We start from the raw sequence: 21,824 nt of genomic DNA, 5'->3' as shown, positions 1-21,824 counted from the left end.
GATGAGGGCATGCGCGTCCACCTCGCCACCGACCATGCCGGTCTGGAACTGAAGAATCTGCTCGCCGATCGGCTGCACGAGGCCGGTCACCAGGTGATCGACCACGGCGCCCACACCCTCGATCCCGAGGATGACTATCCCCGCTGGATCATCCCCGGTGCCGAGGCCGTCGCGGCCGACCCGGGGTCGCTGGGCATCGTGATCGGCGGTTCCGGCAACGGTGAGCAGATGGCGGCCAACAAGGTGCGCGGCATCCGCGCGGCGCTGGCCTATGACACGACGACCGCGAGCCTGGCCCGGCAGCACAACGACGCGAACGTGCTCTCCCTCGGCGCCCGGATGCAGGATCCCGAGCAGCACTGGGAGATCGTGCAGACCTTCCTCGGGACGCCGTTTTCCCAAGGAGAGCGGCACATCCGCCGGATCGGCGAGATGACGGCGTACGAACAGGAGCACCGCAAGTGACGGACGAGATCGCCAACATCGACCGGCTGCTCGGCTCCTTCGACGAGCTGTGGAGCCCGCGGGTGCTGTCGCGGTTCAACGACGTCGATGTGAAGGTGGCCAGGCTCCGGGGCGACTACGTCTGGCACTCCCACCCCGACACGGATGAGCTGTTCCTGGTGCTGGACGGCTCGCTGGAGATCCAGTTGCGTGAGGACGGCGCCGAGCGATCGGTACGCCTCGGCCGGCACGACGTGTTCGTCGTTCCGCGGGGCATGGAGCACTGCCCGCGTACCGCCGACGGTGCGAGCGTGCTGCTGATGGAGCCGACCGGGACGCTGAGCACCGGCGACTACGCCGGCGAAATCCCCGACCACATCACCTCGACCACCGGCCTCTGACGCCGGCCGCAACGCTCATCGAGTAGTCGGCCATGCGGAGCGAAGCGGAGCAATGGCCGACGTGTCGAGATGAGAGACACGCCGCCGAGGACCTGCAGTTGCGCATTGGGGCGCGACTGCAGCCAGGTGGCGCGCGTCGGGGGATGCATTTGCGCCACGGAGCGCAACAGCAGCCGGTCCCGGGCGGGTCGCCGGTTGGATCCGGCACGACCTCTCGACACGGTCGCTGCGCGACCTACTCGAGGATCGTAGGAACCACGGTCGCTGCGCGACCTACTCGAGGATCGTTGGTACCACCGTCGCTGCGCGACCTGCTCGAGGATCTGAGAGGCCCCGGTCCTAGGTGCGCTCCAGCCACTCGGCGGCGGCCTGTTCCTCCACCTGGGCGACGGCGTCGGCGACCCCGGGATCGGTCAGCTCCGGGTCGCGGGCGACGCAGTCCTCGGCGATCGCGCGGGCCTGTTCCAGCAGTTGCACGTGATCGAGCACCCGCAGCAGTTTCAGCGAGGAGCGGGCACCGGCCTGGCTGGCGCCGAGCACGTCGCCCTCGCGGCGCTGGGCCAGATCGACCTCGGCGAGCTGGAACCCATCGCGGGTGCCGGCGACGGCGCGGAGCCGTTCGGCGGCCGGTGAGTCGCCGGGGGTACGCGTCAGCAGCAGGCAGAGCCCGGGGTGCTCGCCACGGCCGATCCGGCCGCGGAGCTGGTGCAGCTGGGAGATGCCGAAGCGGTCCGCGTCGCAGATCACCATCACCGAGGCGTTCGGCACATCGACCCCGACCTCGACGACGGTGGTGGAGACCAGCACGTCCAGCTCACCGGCGGCGAAGGCGGCCATCACCCGGTCCTTCTCGTCGGCCGACAGCTTGCCGTGCAGGGCGGCCACCCGCAGCGACTCGAGCGGTCCGCCGGGGCCGGTCAGTTCGGCGTACAGGTCGGTGACGTTGCGCGGTGCGGGCGCGTCCTTGCCCTCCAACGAGGGATCCTGCGGTACCAGTTCGCTGTTCTTCTCCCCCGCCGAGATCTGCGGGCAGACCACGAACGCCTGCCGGCCGGCGGCGACCTCCTCGGTGATCCGCTGCCAGGCCCGCTCGACCCATTCGGGGCGCACGTTCTCCGGGACCACCTGGGTGCTGACCTCACTGCGACCGGCCGGGATCTCGGTCAGCGTGGACACCTCGAGGTCGCCGAAGACGGTGATCGCGACGGTCCGCGGGATCGGGGTGGCGGTCATCACCAGCACGTGCGGGCGGGCCTCGGCGCGGTCGTTCAGCGCGGCTCGCTGCTCGACGCCGAAGCGGTGCTGCTCGTCGACGACCACCAGGCCCAGGTCGGCGTACTGCACCCGGTCGGCGAGCAGCGCATGGGTGCCGACCACGATCCCGGCCTCCCCGGAGGCGATCTGCAGCAGGGCCTTCTTCTTCTGCGCGGCGGTCATCGACCCCGACAGCAGCACCACCTTCGTCCGCGGGCCGTCGCCGAGCACACCGGCGTCGAAGAGGCCGCCCTCCCCCTCGGCGAGCGGGCCGAGCATCCGGCTGATCGTCTGGTGGTGCTGCTGGGCCAGCACCTCGGTCGGTGCCAGCAGCACCGCCTGGCCGCCGTTGTCGACGACGGTGAGCATCGCCCGTAGCGCGACCAGGGTCTTGCCGGAACCGACCTCACCCTGCAGCAGCCGCTGCATCGGATGGGTCTGCTCCAGGCCGGTGAAGATCTCCTCGCTGACCTGCTGCTGGCCCGCGGTCAGCTCGAAGGGCAGGGTGGCGTCGAAGGCGGCGAGCAGCCCGTCGCGCTGCCGCGGCCGGGGCGTACCGGGCTGGGACCGAGCGGCGGCGCGCCGGTAGGCCATCGCCGCCTGCACCGCGAACGCCTCGTCGAACAGGAACCGCTGCCGGCCCAGCCAGGCCTGTGCCAGGTCGTCGGGGCGGTGCACGTACTGCACCGCGGCCGCCAACTCGGGCAACCGCTCGTCGGCGGCCGGTTCGAAGTCGATGGCGCGGTCGGCGCGGGCCAGGGCGACCAGATCCACCGCCTCGCGGACCGTGGCGGGCAGCGGCTCGGGCAGCTCACCGGTCTGCTCGCGGACCAGGTCGATGCACTGGGCGATGGTCCAGGTGGGCAGCTTCGCGGTCGCTGGATAGATGCCGATCAGCCCGCCGACCCGGGAGGCCAGCTCACCCATCTGCTGGTTGCGCTGCGCTCCGCCGGTGATGTGGCCGGCCTCGTCGAGGGTGACGAAATCGGGGTGGGTGAGCTGCAGCTGGCCGTTGAAGACCCCGATCTTGCCGGCGAACAGCCCGCGCGCACCCTCGGGCAGGGTGCGCTGCCAGAAGTCGATCAGGTGCCTGCGGCCGAAGAAGGTGAGCCGCAGGGTCCCGGTGCCGTCGCCGACGATCACCTCCAGCCGCAGCGAGCGCTGGTTGCCCTTGGTCTCGCTCTTGATCACCCGGGAGATGAACGCGGCATCCTCGCCCACCTTGAGATCGCGCAGGCTGGTCGACTCGGCGCCGCGCAGATAGCGCCGGGGCACGTGCCGCAGCGCGTCGCCGACCGTGCGCACCTTGAGCTGCTCGAACGCCTTGGCGGTCTTGTCCCCCAGCACGGTCTCCAGCCGGGTGGCCTGGACGCGGTACGCCGGGGTCTGCCACATGGGCCACACCCTAGCGACCTGCCCCGACGGGTCTGGCCCTACGCTGCCGACCATGGACCCGCACCCGATCACCGGCCATCAGTTCGCCTCCCCGGTACCGCCGGGCAGCGGGTGGCCGGGTGATCCGGCGACGGCCGGTACGCCGGTGGCGCACGATCCTGCCGAGGTGGTCGAGCTGGCGGCCGCCGCGGGTGATGTCACCGAGCTGGAGGCCCGGGTCACGGTGTGCCGGGCCTGCCCGCGGTTGGTCGCCTGGCGGGAGCAGGTGGCGTCCGAACGCCGCGCCGCCTATCGCGATCAGCCCTACTGGGGACGACCGGCGGCGGCGTTCGGCGATCCCGAGGCGCCGGTCCTGATCGTCGGTCTGGCGCCAGCCGCGCACGGCGCCAACCGGACCGGGCGGATGTTCACCGGGGATCGCTCCGGGGACTGGTTGTACGCCGCCCTGCACCGGGCCGGGTTCGCCAACCAGCCCACGGCCACCCACGCCGGCGACGGGCTGGCGCTGACCGGGATCCGGATCACCGCCTCGGTGCACTGCGCCCCGCCGCAGAACAAACCGACCACCGCCGAGCGGGCTGCCTGCGCGCCCTGGCTGGACCGGGAACTGCAGCTCTCGGCAACGCGGCTGCGTTCGATCATGGCGCTCGGCTCACTGGCCTGGGACGCCACCATGGCCGCCGCCCGCCGACTCGACTGGGGCGTACCCCGCCCGAAACCGCGGTTCGGGCACGGCGCCGAGGCGACGCTGCTGGCTCCCGGCGACAAGCCGGTACGCCTGGTCGGCAGCTACCACGTCAGCCAGCAGAACACCTTCACCGGCAAGCTCACCGAGGCGATGCTCGATGAGGTGCTGAACCGCCTGTGACGTCCCACGTCGGCTGGGCGAGCGAGGAACGAGCGAGTCGAAGCCACCCCGGGACACGCAAAAAGGACCTGCCCCGGATGGGACAGGTCCTCAGGCGCAGGCCGGGTCAGCGAGCGACCTTGCCGGCCTTCAGGCAGGAGGTGCACACGTTCACACGCTTGGACGTGCCACCGATCACGGCCTTGACGCGCTGGATGTTCGGGTTCCAGCGACGCTTGGTCTTCTTCTTCGACCAGGGCACGTTGTGGCCGAAGCCCGGGCCCTTGGCGCACACGTCACATACGGCAGCCACTGGAGTGTCTCCTCGTCAGAACTTCATTGATTGGGGTCCGATCACGCGATCGGCAACCGGTAGAGCATAGCCGACGCCCACTCCCCCATCCAAATCCTCGGGACCGGGGTTCGGATCGGCCCACCCGGGTATGAATGGATCATCGATCCAACACTCTGGATCACTGATACAGTCACACATCCGAGACAGCCCTCACACCTCACCCCCGGATTGAGAGGCACCCATCGATGAGCCTGTGGAGCATCTTCACCAGTGAACTGATCGGCACCGCGATCCTGATCGTCCTCGGCGCGGGCGTGGTCGCCAACAATGCCTTCCCGAAGAGCTACGGCTATCGCGGCGGCAACCTGATGGTCAACTTCGGCTGGGGCCTCGGCGTGATGGCCGGGGTGTACGCCGCCGCACGCACCGGCGGTCACCTGAACCCGGCGGTCACCCTCGGTGTCTGGGCCTCCGGTGCGACCGAGTTCGCCCCCGGCGTCCCGGTCACCGCGCCCACGATCGGGGTCTACCTGATCGCTCAGCTGGTCGGCGCCTTCGGTGGCGCGATCCTGACCTGGGCGGCGTACAAGAAACAGTTCGACACCCGCGGGGACGCGCCCAGCCTGATCTTCGCCACCGCACCCCAGGTCGCCAGCGTGCCGTGGAATCTGATCACCGAGATCATCGGCACCTTCGTGCTGGTCTTCGGCGCGCTCAGCTTCGGCGCCTGGGACGGCGGCCGGGGAACCATGCTGGAGGCCATCCCGGTGGCCCTGCTGGTGGTCGGCATCGGCGCCAGCCTCGGCGGACCGACCGGGTACGCCATCAACCCGGCCCGCGACCTGGGGCCGCGGCTCGCGCACGCCCTGCTGCCGATCCCGCACAGGGACTCCAGCAACTGGGGTTATGCCTGGATTCCCGTGGTCGGCCCGATCATCGGCGGCGTGCTCGGTGGCCTACTGTTCCACTGGTACGGCGGCTGAACGCGTCCAACAACCCCGACCCGGCACGGCATCAGAGAGGATCCGGACATGACCAACTACATCGCATCCATCGACCAGGGCACGACCAGCACCCGGTGCATCGTCTTCGACCACGACGGCACCATCGTCGGCGTCTCCCAGATGGAGCACGAACAGATCTTCCCGAAGGCCGGGTGGGTGGAGCACGATCCGCAGGAGATCTGGGACAACACCCGCAAGGTGTGCGCCGAGGTGCTGGCCCAGCTCGACCTGAAGGCCTCCGACATCGCCGCGGTGGGGATCACCAACCAGCGCGAGACCACCCTGGTCTGGGACAAGAACACCGGCAAGCCGGTCTACAACGCGATCGTCTGGCAGGACACGCGGACCGACAAGATCTGCACCGAGCTCGCCGGCGACCAGGGAGCGGATCGGTTCAAGGAGACCACCGGGCTGCCGCTGGCGACCTATTTCGCCGGGCCGAAGGCACGCTGGATCCTGGACAACGTCGAGGGCGCCCGGGAGAAGGCCGAGGCCGGTGACCTGCTGTTCGGCACGATGGACACCTGGGTGCTGTGGAACATGACCGGCGGGGCCAACGGCGGCCGGCACGCCACCGATGTCACCAACGCCTCGCGCACCCTGATGATGGACCTGGACACCCTCGACTGGGACGAGGAGATCGTTGCCGCGATGGGATTGCCGAAGTCGATGCTGCCCGAGATCGTCTCCTCCTCCGAGGTCTACGGCACGGTCCGCGAGCGTGGCGTGCTGGCCGGGGTGGAGATCGCCGGGATCCTCGGCGACCAGCAGGCGGCCACCTTCGGCCAGGTCTGCTTCGAACCCGGGATGGCGAAAAACACTTATGGCACAGGGAATTTCCTGCTGCTCAACACCGGCACCGAGAAGGTGCTGTCCAAGAACGGGCTGGTCACCACGGTCTGCTACCAGATCGGCGAGAACAAGCCGGTCTACGCCCTGGAGGGCTCGATCGCGGTCACCGGTTCGCTGGTGCAGTGGCTGCGCGACAACCTGAAGCTGATCAAGAACGCACCCGAGGTCGAGGAGCTGGCCAAGTCGGTCGACGACAACGGCGACGTCTACGTCGTACCGGCCTTCTCCGGGCTGTTCGCCCCGCACTGGCGCAGCGATGCCCGCGGCGCGGTCGTCGGGCTGACCCGGTTCGCGAACCGGGGCCACATCGCCCGGGCGGCGTTGGAGGCGGTCGCCTTCCAGAGCAAGGAGGTCGTCGATGCGATGAACGCCGACTCCGGGGTCGACCTGAGCGAACTGAAGGTCGACGGCGGGATGGTCGCCAACGACACCTTGATGCAGTTCCAGGCCGATCTGCTCGATGTGCCGGTGATCCGGCCCAAGGTCACCGAGACGACCGCGCTCGGCGCGGCGTACGCCGCGGGGCTCGCGGTCGGCTTCTGGGACGACGAGGCCGAGCTGACCAAGCAGTGGGCCGAGGACAAGCGCTGGGAATCCACGATGGATGAGAAGGAGCGCAAGCGCCTGATGGGCAAGTGGACCAAGGCCGTCGAGCGCACCCTGAACTGGGTCGAGGACGAGGACTGATCCCCGCTCATCGAGCAGCACGCCGTGCGCAGCGTCCCACCCACGCTCGTGCGTGTCGAGATGAGCTCGGCCGGCGAGACACAATTATCCGTTCAGCAGCATCAGTACCGCGCTGACCCGGCGGTGCCGGCCGTCCTCGCTGGTCAGCCCGAGCTTGGCGAACAGCCGCTGGGTGTGCTTCTCCACCGCACCCTCGGTGATCACCAGGTCGGCGGCGATCCCGGCGTTCGAGTGCCCCTGGGCCATCAGCTCGAGCACCTCCCGTTCGCGCGGGGTGAGCTCGTCGATCGGATCATTGGTACGCCGCTGCGCGAACACCTGCTGCACCACCTCGGGATCGATCGCGAAACCGCCCCCGGCGACCCGTTGCACCGCATCCAGGAATCCGTCGATGTCGGAGACCCGGTCCTTGAGCAGATAGCCGATCGCGCCCTCCCCTGCGGCGAGCAGGTCCTGGGCGTAGGAGAGCACCACGTACTGGCTGAGCAGCAGGATCGGCGCGCCCGGCCAGTCGGCGCGGATCCGGACGGCCGCCCGCAGCCCCTCGTCGGTGTGCGAGGGCGGCATCCGGATGTCGGTGATGATCAGGTCCGGCCGCAGCGCCAGCGCCTCGGCGTACAGGCTCTCGCCGTTGTCGACGCCGGCCACCACCTGGTGACCGGCGTCGCCGAGGATCAGCCCGAGCCCTTCGCGGAGCAGGACCGAGTCGTCGGCGATCAGGATGCGCACGGGATGACAGCCTGCACCATGCTCGGACCACCGACCGGCGAATCCACCTCCAGCCGCCCGTCGACCCCGCGGAGCCGTTCGGCGAGCCCGGCCAGGCCGTGACCCTTGGCCGGATCGGCACCGCCGACCCCATCGTCGATCACGGTCACGAACAGCCAGTCGTCCTCGACACCAGCGAGCACCCGGGCCTGGCTGGCTCCAGAATGCTTGTTCAGGTTGGCCAGCGCCTCGCTGACGACGAAGTACGCCGCGGTCTCGACGTGGGCGGGCAACCGGGGCACGTCGATCTCGACCTGGACCGGCACCAGGGATCGGGTGGTGGCTTCCCCGAGGGCGGCGGCCAGGCCACGGTCGACGAGCACCGGCGGCGCGATCCCGCGGCTCAGCATCCGCAGCTCGCCGAGCGCCTCCTGGGTCTGCTCCATCGCGCCGGCGAGCACGATCTGGGCGTTCTCGGGGTCGGTGGCGGCCATCCGGCGGGCCCGGGCCAGATCCATGTTCAGGCGGACCAGCCGCTGCTGCGGCCCGTCGTGAATGTCGCGCTCCAACCGGCGCAGCTGATCGGTCTCGGCCTGCCGCACCGCCGCCCGGGAGCTGCGCAGCTCACCGACCTCGCGCTGGTGCTCGGCGCGGGAGCTGAGCAGTCCGCGCGCGAGGGCGACCTGGGCGGTGGCCAGCCCGCGGATCACCCAGGGCAGGGTGAGCAGGAAGATCAGCCCGACCAGACCCTGCAGGGCGGCGTCGGCCCAGATCGAGTCGGCCAGACCGAGCGCGCGCAGCGCCGGATTGTAGTCCCCGGGCGGCAGCACCGCGTCCAGGACCAGCGCCGACAGCGGGCCGAGGACGATCGCGGCGGCGCCGACCAGCCAGGTCAGCGCGACCGAGAAGGTGATGATCGACAACAGGAACCGGACGAGCACCCAGGTCACATCGAGCCAGGACTGCGGATCCCGGAGCGGGGTCAGCAACCGCCCGACCATGCCACCCCCAGGCGCCAGGTACGCCGGTTCGGGGGCCTGCCGGCCGTCCACCGAGGCGATCATCCGGCGCTCGGTTGCCGCGAAGACGCGGGCGATCAGGACGGTCAGCACCAGGATCGGCAGCCCGGCCCAGACGATCGACATGCCGACGCCGAGGAGGGCGATGCTGACGACCAGGACGAACGCGATCAGCGCGATCGGGAAGCTCAGCAGCAGGTACGCCGACCCGGCGGCCACGCCGCGGAAATGGCGTACCGGCAGGGGTTTCGGCGATTCGGTGGGCTGGTCCTCGACGGGGCTGGAGGCGGGGCGTGTGCTCATGGCTCCAGCCTGCTCGTCGGTCACACCGCGCAGTATCCCGCAGGCTGGTGTCTCGGTGTCGGGTTTCCCCGACACCCGCTCCGAACATGTCAGGGGTTATGCACCGTCCCAGGCACGCGCACCGTGGGATCTCCCGCAAGAGATCGGGGGTTCATCTCGACACGGCCGCCATTGCTCCGCTGCGCTACGCATGGCGGCCTACTCGATGAGCGTCACGTCGCGACGACGATGGGGATGATCATCGGGCGGCGGCGGTGGGTCTTGTTCACCCAGCGGCCGACCTTGCGACGGATCACCTGCTGCAACCGGTGCGAGTCATCGACGCCCTCCTGCATGGCCTGCACCAGCGCCTCGGAGATCTCCCCGCGGATGCCGTCGAAGACCGCGTCGTCGCCGACGAAGCCGCGGGCGTTGATCTCGGGTCCGGAGACGATCTGGTTGGTGTGCACGTTGACCACCGCCAGCACCGAGATGAAGCCTTCCTCGCCGAGGATCTTGCGGTCGGTGAGCTCGGTCTCGGAGATGTCGCCGACGCTGGAGCCGTCGACGAAGACGTAGCTCGCGTCGATCCGGCCGACCACCGACACCTTGCCGTCGTGCAGGTCGACCACGTCGCCGTCCTCGACGATCACCGTGTGGTCGCGGCGTACGCCGGTGGCCTGCGCCAGTTCGGCGTTGGCGACCAGGTGGCGTACCTCGCCGTGCACCGGCATCACGTTCCTGGGCTTGACGATGTTGTAGCAGTAGAGCAACTCACCGGCCGAGGCGTGCCCGGAGACGTGCACCATCGCATTGCCCTTGTGCACCACCCGGGCACCGAGCTTGGTCAGCCCGTTGATCACCCGGTAGACCGAGTTCTCGTTGCCGGGGATCAGCGAGGACGCCAGCAGCACGGTGTCGCCGGGCTTGAGTTCGATCACCGGGTGCTCGCGGTTCGCGATCCGTGACAGCGCCGAGAGCGGTTCGCCCTGGGAGCCGGTGGAGATGATCACCACGTCCTCCGGCTTGTACTTCTCCAGGTCCTTGAGTTCGATCAGCGTGTTGCCGGGCACCTTGAGATAGCCCAGGTCGCGGGCGATGGACATGTTGCGCACCATCGAGCGGCCGACGTAGACGACCTTGCGACCGTGGCGTACCGCCTCGTCGAGCACCTGCTGCACCCGGTGCACGTGGGAGGCGAAGCAGGCCACGATCAGCCGCTGCCTGCTGGTCGCGAAGACCCGCTGCAGGGCCGGCTGGATGTCCTTCTCCGGGGTGGTGAAACCCGGTACCTCGGCATTGGTGGAGTCGACCATGAACAGGTCGACGCCCTCCTCGCCGAGCCGGGCGAAGGCCCGCAGATCGGTGAGCCGGCCGTCCAGCGGCAGCTGGTCCATCTTGAAGTCACCGGTGTGCAGCACCGTCCCGGCGGCGGTCCGCAGGAAGACCGCCAGCGCGTCCGGGATGGAGTGGTTGACCGCGAGGAACTCCAGCTCGAACTCCGGCACGGTGACGATCGAACCCTCTTCGACCTCGCGCAGGTCGGTGTTGCGGATCCGGTGCTCCTTCAGCTTCTCCCGCAGCAGCGCCAGGGTGAGTCGGGAGCCGAACACCGGGATGTCGTTGCGCAACCGCAGCAGATAGGGCACCGCGCCGATGTGGTCCTCGTGGCCGTGGGTGAGCACCAGGCCGACCACGTCGTCGATCCGGTCCCGGATCGCCTCGATGCCGGGCAGGATCAGGTCGACACCGGGGTGTGCCTCGTCGGGGAACAGTACGCCGCAGTCGATCAGCAGGATCTTGCCGTTGATCTCCAGGCTGGCCATGTTCCGCCCGACGTCGCCGAGACCGCCCAGCGGGATCACCCGCAGGGTGTCGGGCTTGAGCTTCGGGGGGATTCGCAGACCGGCAGCAGACATGGGTTTCAGGCTAGCGGACCGGAGCCGCGCAGGCGCAGTCGCAGCAGTGGATACGCCCGGCCGTCGGCATCGGTGTCGCTGCGTCCGACGATCTCGAATCCTCGATGCAGATAGAAGCCGGTCGCCGCCGGGTTCTGTTCGTTGACCTCGACCCGCCGGACTCCCTGCTCGGTGATCGCCTGCTCCAGCAGCGCGGTACCGACCCCGCTGCCGCGGCTGTCCGGGTCGACGAACAGCATCTCGAGTCCGTCCCCGGCCACCCCGGAGAACCCCACCGGCGCCCCCGCGCGTTCGGCGACCGTCAGGGTCACCGCCGGCAGGTAGTCGGTGGCCAGCTTCGCCTGGATCTCATCGCGGTCCGCGGGGGCCAGGAAGTCGTGCGTGGCGTCGACGGCCCGACGCCAGATCCGCACCAGGTCCGGCTGGTCGACCGCGCCGCGGCCGGGGCGCAGGTGCAGGAGAGTCATGGCGGCAGCCTGCCACCTCAGTCGGCGGCCGGCGACCCGGTTTCCGCGGCGTCCGCCGGACCACCGGAGATGTCGGAGTGCAGGCGGACCTGTTTGATCCGTACGCTCTCGTCCTCGGTGCCGATCTCTCGGTGTGAGCCGTCGGCCGCCCAGCCGGCCCCGGTCAGGAAACCGCGCAGGTCGTCATCGGTGGAGTTCACCCACCAGGTGGCCAGCCCGAACCCGTCGGCGCGCAGGGTGTCCACGCAGGCGTTCAACAGCCGCGAACCGTGGCCGCGGCCGCGGGCCAGCGGATCGATCAGGAACTCCCCGACCAACCCGTCGACACCCTGGGTGGCGTCCGGGTCGTCGCTGGGCATCGTGGTCGCCATCCCGACCACCCGATCCGGCTCCTGCCCGTCATTGGCGGCGACCGCCACCAGCACCCGGTAGCTGGCCAGCGGCGGGCGGGTGATGGAGAGCTGCCAGGCCTCGGTCATGGTGTCCAGGTCGAGCTGGCCCAGCACGGCATCGGCCCGCTCCCCCAGCTCGGCGGCCCAGACCCGGCGCTGCAGGGCGGCCAGTTCGGGGGCCTCCCGGGGAAGGGCCAGGCGGACGGAATCGGGACGCGGTTCACTCACCGGATCAGCCTATCGAGGGCGCAAGGGGGCGGGACGCGGACGTGGAACAGCCCGTGACTGCCGGCTCGGGGGATCTGGCAATCACGGGCTGCGAGAGAAAGTCTGTCATACGAATCGGGGACAGATGGGGGTATCAGAAATTTCTAATACCAAGTGGTAAGAAAGTAGGGATGACCCCGGTACGAAGGTGTCAGCTGGCCAGCACGATGTTCTGCCCGGACAGGTCCAGGGTGAGCTGCTGGGCATCCACCTGCAGGCCGCCGGCCCGCACCCCGAGCGGCAGCTGCAGCGGCACCGCCGGCACCGACTCCTCGACGACCCGGCTGACCACCGAATCCGGCAGCTGGTACCCGGCCACCTCGGCCTGCACATCGGTGACCCGCAGCGACTGCGCGGCCACATCGAGCGCCGGCCGGCCGCGCAGCAGCACGGTGGCCTGCTGCCCGAGCACCCGCGGGGACACCTTGAGCTCGACCCGCCCGTCGGGCAGCGGGGTCACCGGTACGCCGGCGGCGCGCTGCACCTCCGGCCAGGCGATCTCGGCACTGCCGGTGAGAGTGCCGGCGGTGGCCCGGCTGAAGTTGTCACCGGTGACGACCTGCCCCAGATCCAGCCGCAGCCGCTGCACGGTCATCGGTTTCGAACCACCGGTGGAGACGTCGGCCGCATCCACCACCACCCGGTCGAAGCGGTTGGCGGCCACCTGGGTGAGGAAGGGGAAGCCGGTGATGTCGACGGCGGGTTGCTGGGCCAGCCCGAGCTGGGTCTGCACCTGCTGGGCGACCTGGTCGTTGGCGTACCGCCGGCCGATCCGGTCGGCGGCCACCAGCACACCGAGGAGCAGCGCGAAGACGACCAGGAAGGCGATCAGGCAGCCGAGGCCGCGGCGGCGGGGCCGCCGCTGCGCCCTGGTCTGCTGGGACTGCGGTACCTGCTGACTCACGCGTTCGGGGTCGGGTCCTCGAGGCCGAGGATGCCCTCGATGCCGATGGTCAGTCCGGGCCGGTTCGGGACCGCGCGGACCGCTTCGATGACCCCGGGCATGAAGCTCGCCCGGTCCAGCGAGTCGTGCCGGATGGTGAGGGTCTCCCCCTCGGTGCCGAAGAGCACCTCCTGGTGGGCGATCAGGCCCTTCACCCGGACCGAATGCACCCGGATCCCGTCGATGTCGGCGCCGCGGGCACCGGGCACCTCCTGCTCGGTGGCATCGGGGACCGGACCGAGGCCGGCCGCCTGCCGGGCGGCGGCGATCTGCCGGGCGGTGCTGGTCGCGGTGCCGGAGGGGGCGTCGGCCTTGGTCGGGTGGTGCAGTTCGACGATCTCCACCGAGTCGAAGAACCGGGCGGCGCGCTTGGAGAAGTCCATCATCAGGATCGCGCCGATGGAGAAGTTGGCGGCGATCACGACCCCGACCTCGGGCTTGTCGGCCAGCCATTCCCGGACCTGGGCGATCCGGTCCTCGGTGAAACCGGTGGTGCCGACCACGGCGTGGATGCCGTTCTCGATGGCCCACTTGAGGTTGTCCATCACCGATTCGGGGTGGGTGAAGTCGACGATCACCTGGGCCTGGCCGGCGTCCTCCTTGGAGTCGCCGTAGTCGAGCCCGGTGACCAGATCGAGTCCCTCGGCACGACCAACGGCCCGGCACACCTCCGCGCCCATCCGGCCGTTGGCTCCAAAGACAGCGATATCCATTGCTCACTCCACTTCTCGGGTCTCATCGCAGGGGTACGCCCCCACTCTAGGAGGTGCGGGCGCCTCGGGCGGCGCGGGTCAGAGCCACCGTTCGACGAGTCCGGTGAGCCGGTTCCGGTTCACCCGGCCGCCGACCACCGACAGCACCGGTGGCACGGTCAGCAACTCCTCGGCGACCGTGGCGAGTTCGTCGGGGGTGACCTGTTCGTAGTGCTCCAGGATCTCGCTCATCCGGCGGGCGTCCCCGGAGAGTTCGGCGGTGCCGAGCCGGTTCATCCGGGCGGTCGGCCCCTCGAAGGCGAGCAGGGTCTGGCCGAGCAGCTGGCCGCGGGCGCGGGCCAGTTCGGCCTCGCCGATGCCGTTCTCGAGCAGTTCGGCGAGGCTGCCGCGGACCACCGCGGTGACGTCGGCGACCCGCTCGGGCACGCTGCCCCATTCGATGGTGAAGCTGCCGGCATCGGCGTACGCCGACTCCCCCGCGTCGATCGCGTACGCCAGCCCGCGGCGCTCGCGCACCTCGACGAACAGCCGGGAGCTCATCCCGCCGCCGAGCACCACCGAGAGCAGGTTGAGCGGGTAGCGGCGCTGGTCGACCGCGCTGCCCGGTCCGTCGGTGAACACACCGGGGCTGGGGAAGCCGAGCACGGCCAGGGCGTGTTCCAGCGGCCGGCTGCGGACCAGCACGCTGCCCGGGTCGATCTTGGGGCGGGCGGGCCGCTGCCGGGGCTGGTCGCCGTTGCCGGCCAGCCGTTCGTCGAACTCGGCGAGCTGGTCGACCAGCCGGTCGTGATCGACCCGGCCGGCGGCGGCCACGACGATCCTGGGCGCGCGGTAGTGCCGCCGCCAGAAGCTGTTGATCTGGTCCCGGCTGAGGGCGGAGATCGAGGCGTCGGAGCCGATCACGCTGCGTTCCAGCGGGGTGCCGGCGAACAGCCGGCTGGAGACGAGTTCGCCGGCGGCGTCGGCCGGGTCGTCGTGGTGCATCGCGATCTCGTCCAGGATCACCGCCCGCTCGGCGTCGATGTCGGCCTCGCGGAGCAGTGAGGCGGACAGCATGTCGGTGAGCACGTCGACCGCGATCGGGGCGTCGTCGGCGAGGGTCTTGGCATAGAAGCAGGTGTGCTCCTTGGCCGTGTACGCGTTCAGGTCACCGCCGACCTGTTCGATGGCGGCCGAGATCTCCTCCGCACCGCGGCGCCGGGTGCCCTTGAACAGCACGTGTTCGAGGAAGTGGGAGACCCCGTGCAGGTGCGGTGCCTCGAAGCGGGAGCCGGTACCGACGAAGCAGCCGATGCTGAAGCTGCCCGTCCCGGGCATGTCCTCGGTGACCACACGCAGGCCGCCCGGCAGCACACTGCGGCGGGAGTTCCCACCGAGGTAGTGCTGCCGGGCGGCTGCGCGGTTGCTACTGGCCAAACTCAGGCCTCGGACCCGGCCTCGACCTGGTCGTCGCTGCCCTGGTCGCCGGACTCCTCGTCGGACTCCTCGACGACCGGGATCAGCGACAGCTTGCCGCGGTCGTCGATCTCGGAGATCTCCACCTGCAGCTTCTGGCCGACCGAGAGCACGTCCTCGACCGACTCGACGCGCTTGCCGCCGGCGAGCGCGCGCAGCTTGGAGATGTGCAGCAGGCCGTCCTTGCCGGGCAGCAGCGAGACGAAGGCACCGAAGTTGGTCAGCTTGACCACGGTGCCGAGGTAGCGCTCGCCCTTCTCCGGCATCGTCGGGTTGGCGATCGCGTTGATCGTCGACCGGGCGGCCTCGGCGGAGGTGCCGTCGACCGCACCGATGTAGATGGTGCCGTCGTCGTTGATGGTGATCTCGGCGCCGGTGTCGTCCTGGATCTGGTTGATCATCTTGCCCTTGGGGCCGATGACCTCGCCGATCTTGTCGACCGGGATCTTCACGGTGATGATCCGCGGGGCGTAGATGCTCATCTCGTCGGGGCGATCGATGGCCTCGTTCATCACCTCGAGGATCGTGTGCCGGGCCTCGCGGGCCTGCAGCAGCGCCTTCGACAGCTCCTCGGCGGGGATGCCGTCGAGCTTGGTGTCGAGCTGCAGCGCGGTCACGAAGTCCTTGGTGCCGGCGACCTTGAAGTCCATGTCACCGAGGGCGTCCTCGTCACCGAGGATGTCGGTCAGCGCCACATACTTGGTGGTGCCGTCGATCTCCTCGCTCATCAGGCCCATCGCGATGCCGGCGACCGGCGCCTTGAGCGGCACACCGGCGTTCAGCAGCGACAGCGTGGACGCGCAGACCGAGCCCATCGAGGTGGAGCCGTTCGAGCCGAGCGCCTCGGAGACCTGGCGGATGGCGTAGGGGAACTCCTCGCGGTCCGGCAGCACCGGCACCAGGGCGCGCTCGGCGAGCGCACCGTGGCCGATCTCGCGGCGCTTCGGCGAACCGACGCGGCCGGTCTCACCGGTGGAGTAGGGCGGGAAGTTGTAGTGGTGCATGTAGCGCTTGCTGGTCTCCGGGGAGAGGGTGTCCAGCTTCTGCTCCAGGCCCAGCATGTTCAGCGTGGTGACACCCAGGATCTGGGTCTCGCCGCGCTGGAACAGTGCCGAACCGTGCACCCGCGGCAGGACGCCGACCTCGGCGGACAGGGTGCGGATGTCGGCCAGCCCGCGGCCGTCGATCCGGATGTTCTCGGTGAGCGTGCGGTGCCGCACGATCTTCTTGGTCAGCGCCTTGAGCGCGCCCGAGATCTCCTTCTCCCGACCCTCGAAGCGGTCGGCGAGCTTCTCGGTGACCTCCTGGCGGATCGCGTGGGTGGCCTCGTTGCGCTCCTCCTTGCCGGGGATCTGCATGGCCTGCTTGACCCGGTCGGCGGCCTCGGCCTCGACCGCGGCGTACACGTCGTCGGCGTAGTCGGAGAAGACCGGGAAGTCCGCGGTGTCCTTGGGGAACTGGGCGGCCAGCTCGGCCTGCGCGTCGCAGAGGGTCTTGATGAACGGCTTGGCGGCCTCCAGGCCCTTGCCGACCACGTCCTCGGTCGGGGCGGTCTTGCCGGCGGAGACCAGGTTCCAGGTCTGCTCGGTGGACTCAGCCTCGACCATCATGATCGCGACATCGCCATCGGGCAGCACCCGGCCGGCGACGACCATGTCGAAGGTGGCGTCCTCGAGCTGCTCGACGGTCGGGAAGGCGACCCACTGGTCGTCGATCAGCGCGATCCGGACACCGCCGATCGGGCCCGAGAAGGGCAGCCCGGCGAGCTGGGTGGACATCGAGGCGGCGTTGATGGCCACCACGTCGTAGAGCACGTCCGGGTTCAGCGCCATCACGGTGACGACGACCTGGACCTCGTTGCGCAGGCCCTTGACGAAGGACGGGCGCAGCGGGCGGTCGATCAGCCGGCAGGCCAGGATCGCACCCTCGGACGGGCGGCCCTCGCGGCGGAAGAAGGAGCCGGGGATGCGGCCGGCGGCGTACATCCGCTCCTCCACGTCCACGGTGAGGGGGAAGAAGTCGATGGCATCGCGCGGGGTCTTCTGCGCGGTGGTGGCGGACAGCAGCATGGTGTCGCCGTCCAGGTAGACGGCGGCCGAGCCGGCCGCCTGACGGGCCAGCAGTCCCGACTCGAAGCGCACGACGTGCTTGCCGTGCTTGCCGTTGTCGATGATGGCCTCGGTGAACTTGAGGTCAGGTCCCTCCACAGGGATTCCTTTCGTGTGGGCGATCGCAGCCGCACACAGCCGACCCGTTGTGATGGAGGCCGGTCTTCGATCGAGGTCCGCGGGTCACTCACGCGCAGCGATGGGCTGGGCGGCTCCCGAGGACCACTACCGAGGACCGAGGACTCCCGGAAACGGCCGGGCGGGCGATCTGGTGTGATCAATACTTGTTCGGTTGTACCACTCAGGCTAGCGGATCGACCCGCGCTCCCCTATTTGACGAGCAGGTACGCCACGGCGACGATCAGTCCGCCGAGGACCGCCATGGCCAGCAGCGCCAGGCCCATGTAGCGCAGGATCCGGCCGAAATCGATGAGCTTGAACTCCTCCTCGGGCTCGGACTCGGGCTCGGGCGTGGGGCGCTGCTCGGGCTCCTGGGTCATCGCGGCAGCCTCCCCCGGCGGGCCAGCTCGGCGGCGAGCTGGTCGCGATCGGCCCCGGCGGCGAGCAGCAGCTGGGTGAGGGTGCGAGCCTTGAGCGGGGCGAGCCAGCCGGCCGGCAGCAGGCCGCGCGCGATCAGGTCGATCTCCGCGCCCTGGTAGCCGTAGGTGCGCTGCAGCACCGGCCCGGCGGCGGTCCGGCCGGCGAGGACGACCGGCACCCGCCGGGCCAGCTCGGCGTACACGTCGGAGGCGGGGATGCTGACGTGCCCACCACCGCTGCCGGCCACCACCAGGGCGGCGGCGCCGGCGTCCACGGCGGCCCGGGCGAGTCGGCCGTCGTCGCCGAGGTGGAATTCCAGCAGCGGCACCCAGGGCCAGTCGGCGGCAGCGAGCGCGGCGCGGTCCGGGGCGGGCACCGCCGGATCCCGCGGGGTGGTCGCGGTCCAGGCGACCTCACCCTCGACGAGCAGGCCGAGCGCAGCGGCACCGGGGCTGGCGAAGGCACCGGTACGCACGGTGTGGGATTTGCGGACCCAGCGGGCGGCATGGATCTGGTCATCGAGCACCGTCAGTACGCCGCGGTCCCGGGCACCGGGTGAGGCGGCGACGGTGAACGCGGCGAGCACATTGGCGGGCCCGTCGGCACCGGGCTGTTCCGGCCCGCGCATCGCGGCGGTGACGATCAGCGGCTCGCTGCGCTGCCAGAGCAGGTCCCACAGATAGGCGGTCTCCTCGAGGGTGTCGGTGCCCTGCGAGATCACCACCCCGGCGGCACCGGCGTCGACCTCCTGCTCGGCCCAGGCGAGGGTCTCGACGAGCTGCCGGGCGGTCAGCGAGGAGGAGCCGACCCGCTGCAGCGTCGCGGTCCGGATCCGCACCCCGGCCGCCGCACTCACCGAGGTCACCAGATCGTCCGCGCCGAGGCTCGGCCGGATCCCGGATTCGTCCCCGGAGACCATCGAGATGGTGCCGCCGAGCGCGCCGAAGGCGATCACCGGCGCCTCGTTCCCGGGCTGGGCGGGGTCCTGCTGGGTGGGGTCCTGCTGGCTGGTCACATCACTCCTCTGCTCGCCCCGGCATCCTGACACAAACCGCGATGAACCCGGGTCTGGATACCGTTCTCGCCATGGTCGTACTCGCCTACGTCATCGCCTGGTTCCAGGCGAATTTCCTTCTGGGGTTCGGATTGGGGCTGGCACTGCTCGCCCTGTGGGGCGTGTTGTCGAACCGGAAACGACCAGCAGCGGTACGCCGGCTGCGGTTCATCCCGCTGGTCCTGCTGATCCCGTTCCTGGCCTCGGTGGGGCTCTTTCTCACCGACAAGCTGAAGTTCACCGACAACCTGCGCGGCCGCACCGTGGCGGCGTACGGCCAGGACGCCACCGTCACCGTCGGCGCGAACACCGGCAGTTACGCGACCCGCCGGAATGCCTCGCTCTACTACGACGTGACGATCCGGTACGCCGACGGCACCACGAAGACCGACAATCTCGACCTGCTCGGGGTGTTGCGGACCAACAACAACTGGTGGGGTCAGCTGGTCGATCAGAGCCGCACCGGTCGCCCGACGGTGCTCACCGTGAAGTATCTGCCCGGGCTGAAGGACGGCTGGGTGGTGACGGGCATCCAGAGCAGCTGAGCCCTACGCCGCTGCGCAGACCCGCCGCGCGAACACCGCACACGACTCCCAGCGCGCCGTCTGCACCCCGGGTGCCGCGACCGTGTGCGTACCCGGATGGGACTCCACCTCTGCCCGGCCACCACCCGAGCGGACCGCCGCCGCGAACTCCGCTCCCCCGCGGGCGATCTCGTCATCGGTGGCGAGCTGCACCAGGCTCGGCGGCAATCCGGCCAGGGCCGGGGCCAGCGCGGGTGAGAGCACCGGGTGGTGCAACGGATTCGGCCCGGCCCAGGCGGTCAGCAGATCGCGGCGCGACCCGGGGTCGTCGGAGATCCGGATGGACTCCGGCAGGTCCAGTGCGGGCATCGAGAGGATCAGTCCGGCCAGCGGCGCGAACCCCGGGATGGTTCGCGCCAGGATGGCGGCGGCGGCGGCGCAGTTGCCACCCGAGGAGGTGCCCTGCAGCACGATCCGGTCGTGCCCGAAACCCTGCTCGGCGAGCCAGCGCACGGCGGCCAGGGCGTCGGATGTCGAACGGGGGAAGGGATGTTCGGGGGCCAACCGGTAGTCCGGGGTGACGACGGTGAGCCCGGCCCGGTCGACCAGGAAGGCGGCGAACTCGTCACCGACGGCATCGAGCAAGGACCCCCCACCCATCCAGAATCCGCCGCCGTGCAGCACCACCACCGCACCCGCCGATGGGCCGTCGACCGGTTCGTGCACCACCATCCGGAAGGTGTTGACGGCCGGGGCGAGCGACGGCACCGGGGTCAGCGCGGCGGCGGGTACGCCGGGGGCGAGCTCGACCTCCCCGCGGGGCGGCCACCGGTCGTCCACCGGTACCCGCACGCTGCGCCGGCGGACCCGTCCCGCCCCGGGGCCCGCAGGTCGCGGTGGCCCGCCGAAGAATTCCCCGCCGAACTCCTCGGCCGCGTCGATCGCGACGAGGGCCCGTTCGTTGTGCTCCTCGCGGATCTCGGCCACCGCCGCGAGCCACTCGGGTACGCCCTGGCCGGGCGCCGGGCGTACCGGGACCGGGCTGGGTTCCAGCAGGTCCCGTGCCCGCAACACCTCCTGCACGCGGTCGACCAGCCCGGTGAGCGGGTTCATGTGGTCTCTCCTTCGATCAGCTCGACGTTCATCATGGTGTGGGTCACCGGGAGGTCCGGGTCGGCGATCCGGCGCAGCAGCAGCTCCATCCCGAGCGTGCCGGATTCGGCGAGCGGCTGCCGGATGGTGGTCAGCTTGGCCGCCCGGGCCAGCTCCCGGCCGTCGAAGCCGACCAGGTGATGATCACCGGGCACCTTGACCCGGCCGGCCCGCAACCCGTTCAGCAGGCCCACCGCGACCCGGTCGTGGTGGGCGAAGATGCCGAGGCCGTCGCGGCCGCGGCGGGCCAGTGCGAGCCCGCGTTCCTCCGCGGCCGCCAGCCCGTCGGGCACCTTCAGGTGCCGGAACTGCTGGCGACCCATCCCGGCCTCGGCCAGCGCCTGCTGGAAGCCCAGCATCCGCCGCTGCGCCGCCGACGGATAGCTCGAGACCTGCCCCTCGCTGACATAGACGAACTCCGTCAGCCCGCGGGCGAGCAGGTGCTGGGCGGCCAGTTTCCCGCCCAGTTCGTCGTTCATGGTGATCGTGTCCAGTTCCGGGTGCCGACTGTCCACCAGCACCGCCGGCAGCCGGTGCTGCTGCACCCGTTCCACCCAGGCGTCGTCGACCGGCAGCCCCATCACCACGATGCCGTCCACCCGGCCCTGCAGCGGCAGCACCGACAGCTGCGGGTCGGCGCTGCGGGCGGCGGAACCGTGGTCGACGAGCACCACCTCACAGGCGCCGTCGCCGTGCCGGGCCCGGTTGAGCAGACCGTCCAGCCGCTCGTGGAAGGACGAATAGCTGGTGAACGGGGCGACGACCGCGATCCGTGGCGTACTCGCCCGCTGCCGGCGTTCGGCCAGCTCGTGCGGGTAGTAGCCGAGCGCGTCCACCACCGCCAGCACCTTCGCCCGGGTCTTGGCCGAAACCCGGTGCGGCCGGTTCAGGGTGTGCGAGACCGTCGTCTTCGACACCCCGGCCTGGGCGGCCACATCGCTGATCGTGACGGCCATCTGCACCTCCACCTCGTTGGGGATGCGGTGAGGGTAGGCACCCGAGGGGCCCGGTACCAAGGGTTTGCGCAAACCGGTTTGCACGCCCGCGCAACGAAAAGAGCCGGCCCCATGGGGACCGGCTCCTCAGCGGCGTACCGCGCAGG

General features: G+C 70.2%; 21 protein-coding genes. 6 read left to right on the top strand and 15 right to left on the bottom strand.

Annotation, left to right across the window (positions count from 1 at the left end):
• The first annotated feature begins 9 nt into the window (after positions 1-9).
• The gene (locus C8D81_RS01795) at positions 10-465 is read left to right on the top strand and encodes a ribose-5-phosphate isomerase (RefSeq protein ID WP_133625463.1); all 456 of its coding nucleotides are present in this window, start codon (positions 10-12) and stop codon (positions 463-465) included.
• Positions 462-845, top strand: coding sequence for a cupin domain-containing protein (locus tag C8D81_RS01790; RefSeq protein ID WP_133625462.1), 384 nt, complete (start codon positions 462-464; stop codon positions 843-845). The genes C8D81_RS01795 and C8D81_RS01790 overlap by 4 nt, the downstream gene beginning before the upstream one ends.
• Before the next feature lie 339 nt (positions 846-1,184).
• Here the strand turns inward: C8D81_RS01790 and C8D81_RS01785 are convergent, their stop codons facing one another.
• The gene (locus C8D81_RS01785; RefSeq protein ID WP_133625461.1) at positions 1,185-3,494 is read right to left on the bottom strand and encodes an ATP-dependent DNA helicase RecG; all 2,310 of its coding nucleotides are present in this window, start codon (positions 3,492-3,494) and stop codon (positions 1,185-1,187) included.
• 52 nt (positions 3,495-3,546) lie between these two features.
• Between C8D81_RS01785 and C8D81_RS01780 the strand changes: the two genes are divergently transcribed.
• Positions 3,547-4,362, top strand: coding sequence for a uracil-DNA glycosylase (locus C8D81_RS01780; protein WP_208109073.1), 816 nt, complete (start codon positions 3,547-3,549; stop codon positions 4,360-4,362).
• Positions 4,363-4,468: 106 nt separating this feature from the next.
• On the opposite strand, the gene rpmB is transcribed toward C8D81_RS01780, so the two are convergent.
• Positions 4,469-4,654, bottom strand: coding sequence for a 50S ribosomal protein L28 (gene rpmB / locus C8D81_RS01775; protein WP_094360604.1), 186 nt, complete (start codon positions 4,652-4,654; stop codon positions 4,469-4,471).
• Between the two features lie 227 nt (positions 4,655-4,881).
• Here rpmB and C8D81_RS01770 point away from each other — a divergent pair, with 227 nt between their 5' ends.
• Both C8D81_RS01770 and glpK read left to right on the top strand, forming a co-directional pair.
• Positions 4,882-5,619: an MIP/aquaporin family protein gene (locus C8D81_RS01770; RefSeq protein ID WP_133625459.1), complete on the top strand. Its 738-nt coding sequence runs from the start codon at positions 4,882-4,884 to the stop codon at positions 5,617-5,619.
• A 48-nt stretch (positions 5,620-5,667) separates the two neighbouring features.
• Positions 5,668-7,179 (top strand): glycerol kinase GlpK, encoded by a 1,512-nt coding sequence (gene glpK, locus C8D81_RS01765; protein ID WP_133625458.1) that lies wholly within the window; start codon positions 5,668-5,670, stop codon positions 7,177-7,179.
• Between the two features lie 84 nt (positions 7,180-7,263).
• Here the strand turns inward: glpK and C8D81_RS01760 are convergent, their stop codons facing one another.
• From C8D81_RS01760 to C8D81_RS01715, 11 genes are all read right to left on the bottom strand, one after another.
• Complete coding sequence (locus tag C8D81_RS01760; protein ID WP_094424791.1) at positions 7,264-7,908, bottom strand: response regulator; 645 nt, start codon at positions 7,906-7,908, stop codon at positions 7,264-7,266.
• The gene (locus C8D81_RS01755) at positions 7,896-9,209 is read right to left on the bottom strand and encodes a sensor histidine kinase (RefSeq protein ID WP_094429426.1); all 1,314 of its coding nucleotides are present in this window, start codon (positions 9,207-9,209) and stop codon (positions 7,896-7,898) included. The genes C8D81_RS01760 and C8D81_RS01755 overlap by 13 nt, the downstream gene beginning before the upstream one ends.
• 212 nt (positions 9,210-9,421) lie before the next feature.
• On the bottom strand, positions 9,422-11,107 hold the full coding sequence (locus C8D81_RS01750; RefSeq protein ID WP_094360596.1) for a ribonuclease J: 1,686 nt from the start codon (positions 11,105-11,107) through the stop codon (positions 9,422-9,424).
• Positions 11,108-11,112: 5 nt separating this feature from the next.
• Complete coding sequence (locus C8D81_RS01745) at positions 11,113-11,574, bottom strand: acetyltransferase (protein ID WP_094429425.1); 462 nt, start codon at positions 11,572-11,574, stop codon at positions 11,113-11,115.
• 17 nt (positions 11,575-11,591) lie between these two features.
• Positions 11,592-12,194 (bottom strand): GNAT family N-acetyltransferase, encoded by a 603-nt coding sequence (locus tag C8D81_RS01740; RefSeq protein ID WP_094360592.1) that lies wholly within the window; start codon positions 12,192-12,194, stop codon positions 11,592-11,594.
• A 190-nt stretch (positions 12,195-12,384) separates the two neighbouring features.
• On the bottom strand, positions 12,385-13,137 hold the full coding sequence (locus C8D81_RS01735; protein ID WP_133625457.1) for an LmeA family phospholipid-binding protein: 753 nt from the start codon (positions 13,135-13,137) through the stop codon (positions 12,385-12,387).
• Positions 13,134-13,889: a 4-hydroxy-tetrahydrodipicolinate reductase gene (gene dapB, locus C8D81_RS01730; protein ID WP_094360588.1), complete on the bottom strand. Its 756-nt coding sequence runs from the start codon at positions 13,887-13,889 to the stop codon at positions 13,134-13,136. Before dapB ends, C8D81_RS01735 begins: the two co-directional genes overlap by 4 nt.
• A 78-nt stretch (positions 13,890-13,967) precedes the next feature.
• A complete protein-coding gene (locus tag C8D81_RS01725) occupies positions 13,968-15,305 on the bottom strand; it encodes a M16 family metallopeptidase (RefSeq protein WP_208109072.1) in 1,338 nt (445 codons plus the stop codon).
• 2 nt (positions 15,306-15,307) lie between these two features.
• The gene (locus tag C8D81_RS01720) at positions 15,308-17,551 is read right to left on the bottom strand and encodes a polyribonucleotide nucleotidyltransferase (protein WP_094404113.1); all 2,244 of its coding nucleotides are present in this window, start codon (positions 17,549-17,551) and stop codon (positions 15,308-15,310) included.
• Between the two features lie 230 nt (positions 17,552-17,781).
• Positions 17,782-17,952 (bottom strand): hypothetical protein, encoded by a 171-nt coding sequence (locus C8D81_RS20790; RefSeq protein WP_166646632.1) that lies wholly within the window; start codon positions 17,950-17,952, stop codon positions 17,782-17,784.
• Entirely contained in the window at positions 17,949-19,007 is a 1,059-nt protein-coding gene (locus C8D81_RS01715; protein ID WP_208109071.1) for an asparaginase, read from the bottom strand. Before C8D81_RS01715 ends, C8D81_RS20790 begins: the two co-directional genes overlap by 4 nt.
• 71 nt (positions 19,008-19,078) lie before the next feature.
• Between C8D81_RS01715 and C8D81_RS01710 the strand changes: the two genes are divergently transcribed.
• Entirely contained in the window at positions 19,079-19,591 is a 513-nt protein-coding gene (locus tag C8D81_RS01710; RefSeq protein ID WP_094360584.1) for a hypothetical protein, read from the top strand.
• Positions 19,592-19,594: 3 nt separating this feature from the next.
• Here C8D81_RS01710 and C8D81_RS01705 read toward each other — a convergent pair whose 3' ends face one another.
• Positions 19,595-20,683: an alpha/beta hydrolase fold domain-containing protein gene (locus tag C8D81_RS01705; RefSeq protein ID WP_133625456.1), complete on the bottom strand. Its 1,089-nt coding sequence runs from the start codon at positions 20,681-20,683 to the stop codon at positions 19,595-19,597.
• Positions 20,680-21,678: a LacI family DNA-binding transcriptional regulator gene (locus tag C8D81_RS01700; RefSeq protein WP_133625455.1), complete on the bottom strand. Its 999-nt coding sequence runs from the start codon at positions 21,676-21,678 to the stop codon at positions 20,680-20,682. The genes C8D81_RS01705 and C8D81_RS01700 overlap by 4 nt, the downstream gene beginning before the upstream one ends.
• Positions 21,679-21,824: the final 146 nt, after the last annotated feature.

The sequence above is a fragment of the Enemella evansiae genome (assembly GCF_004362375.1).
Lineage (GTDB): Bacteria > Actinomycetota > Actinomycetes > Propionibacteriales > Propionibacteriaceae > Enemella > Enemella evansiae.
The sequence above is the reverse complement of the archived record's forward strand: the minus strand, read 5'-3'. Positions and strand labels throughout refer to the sequence as shown.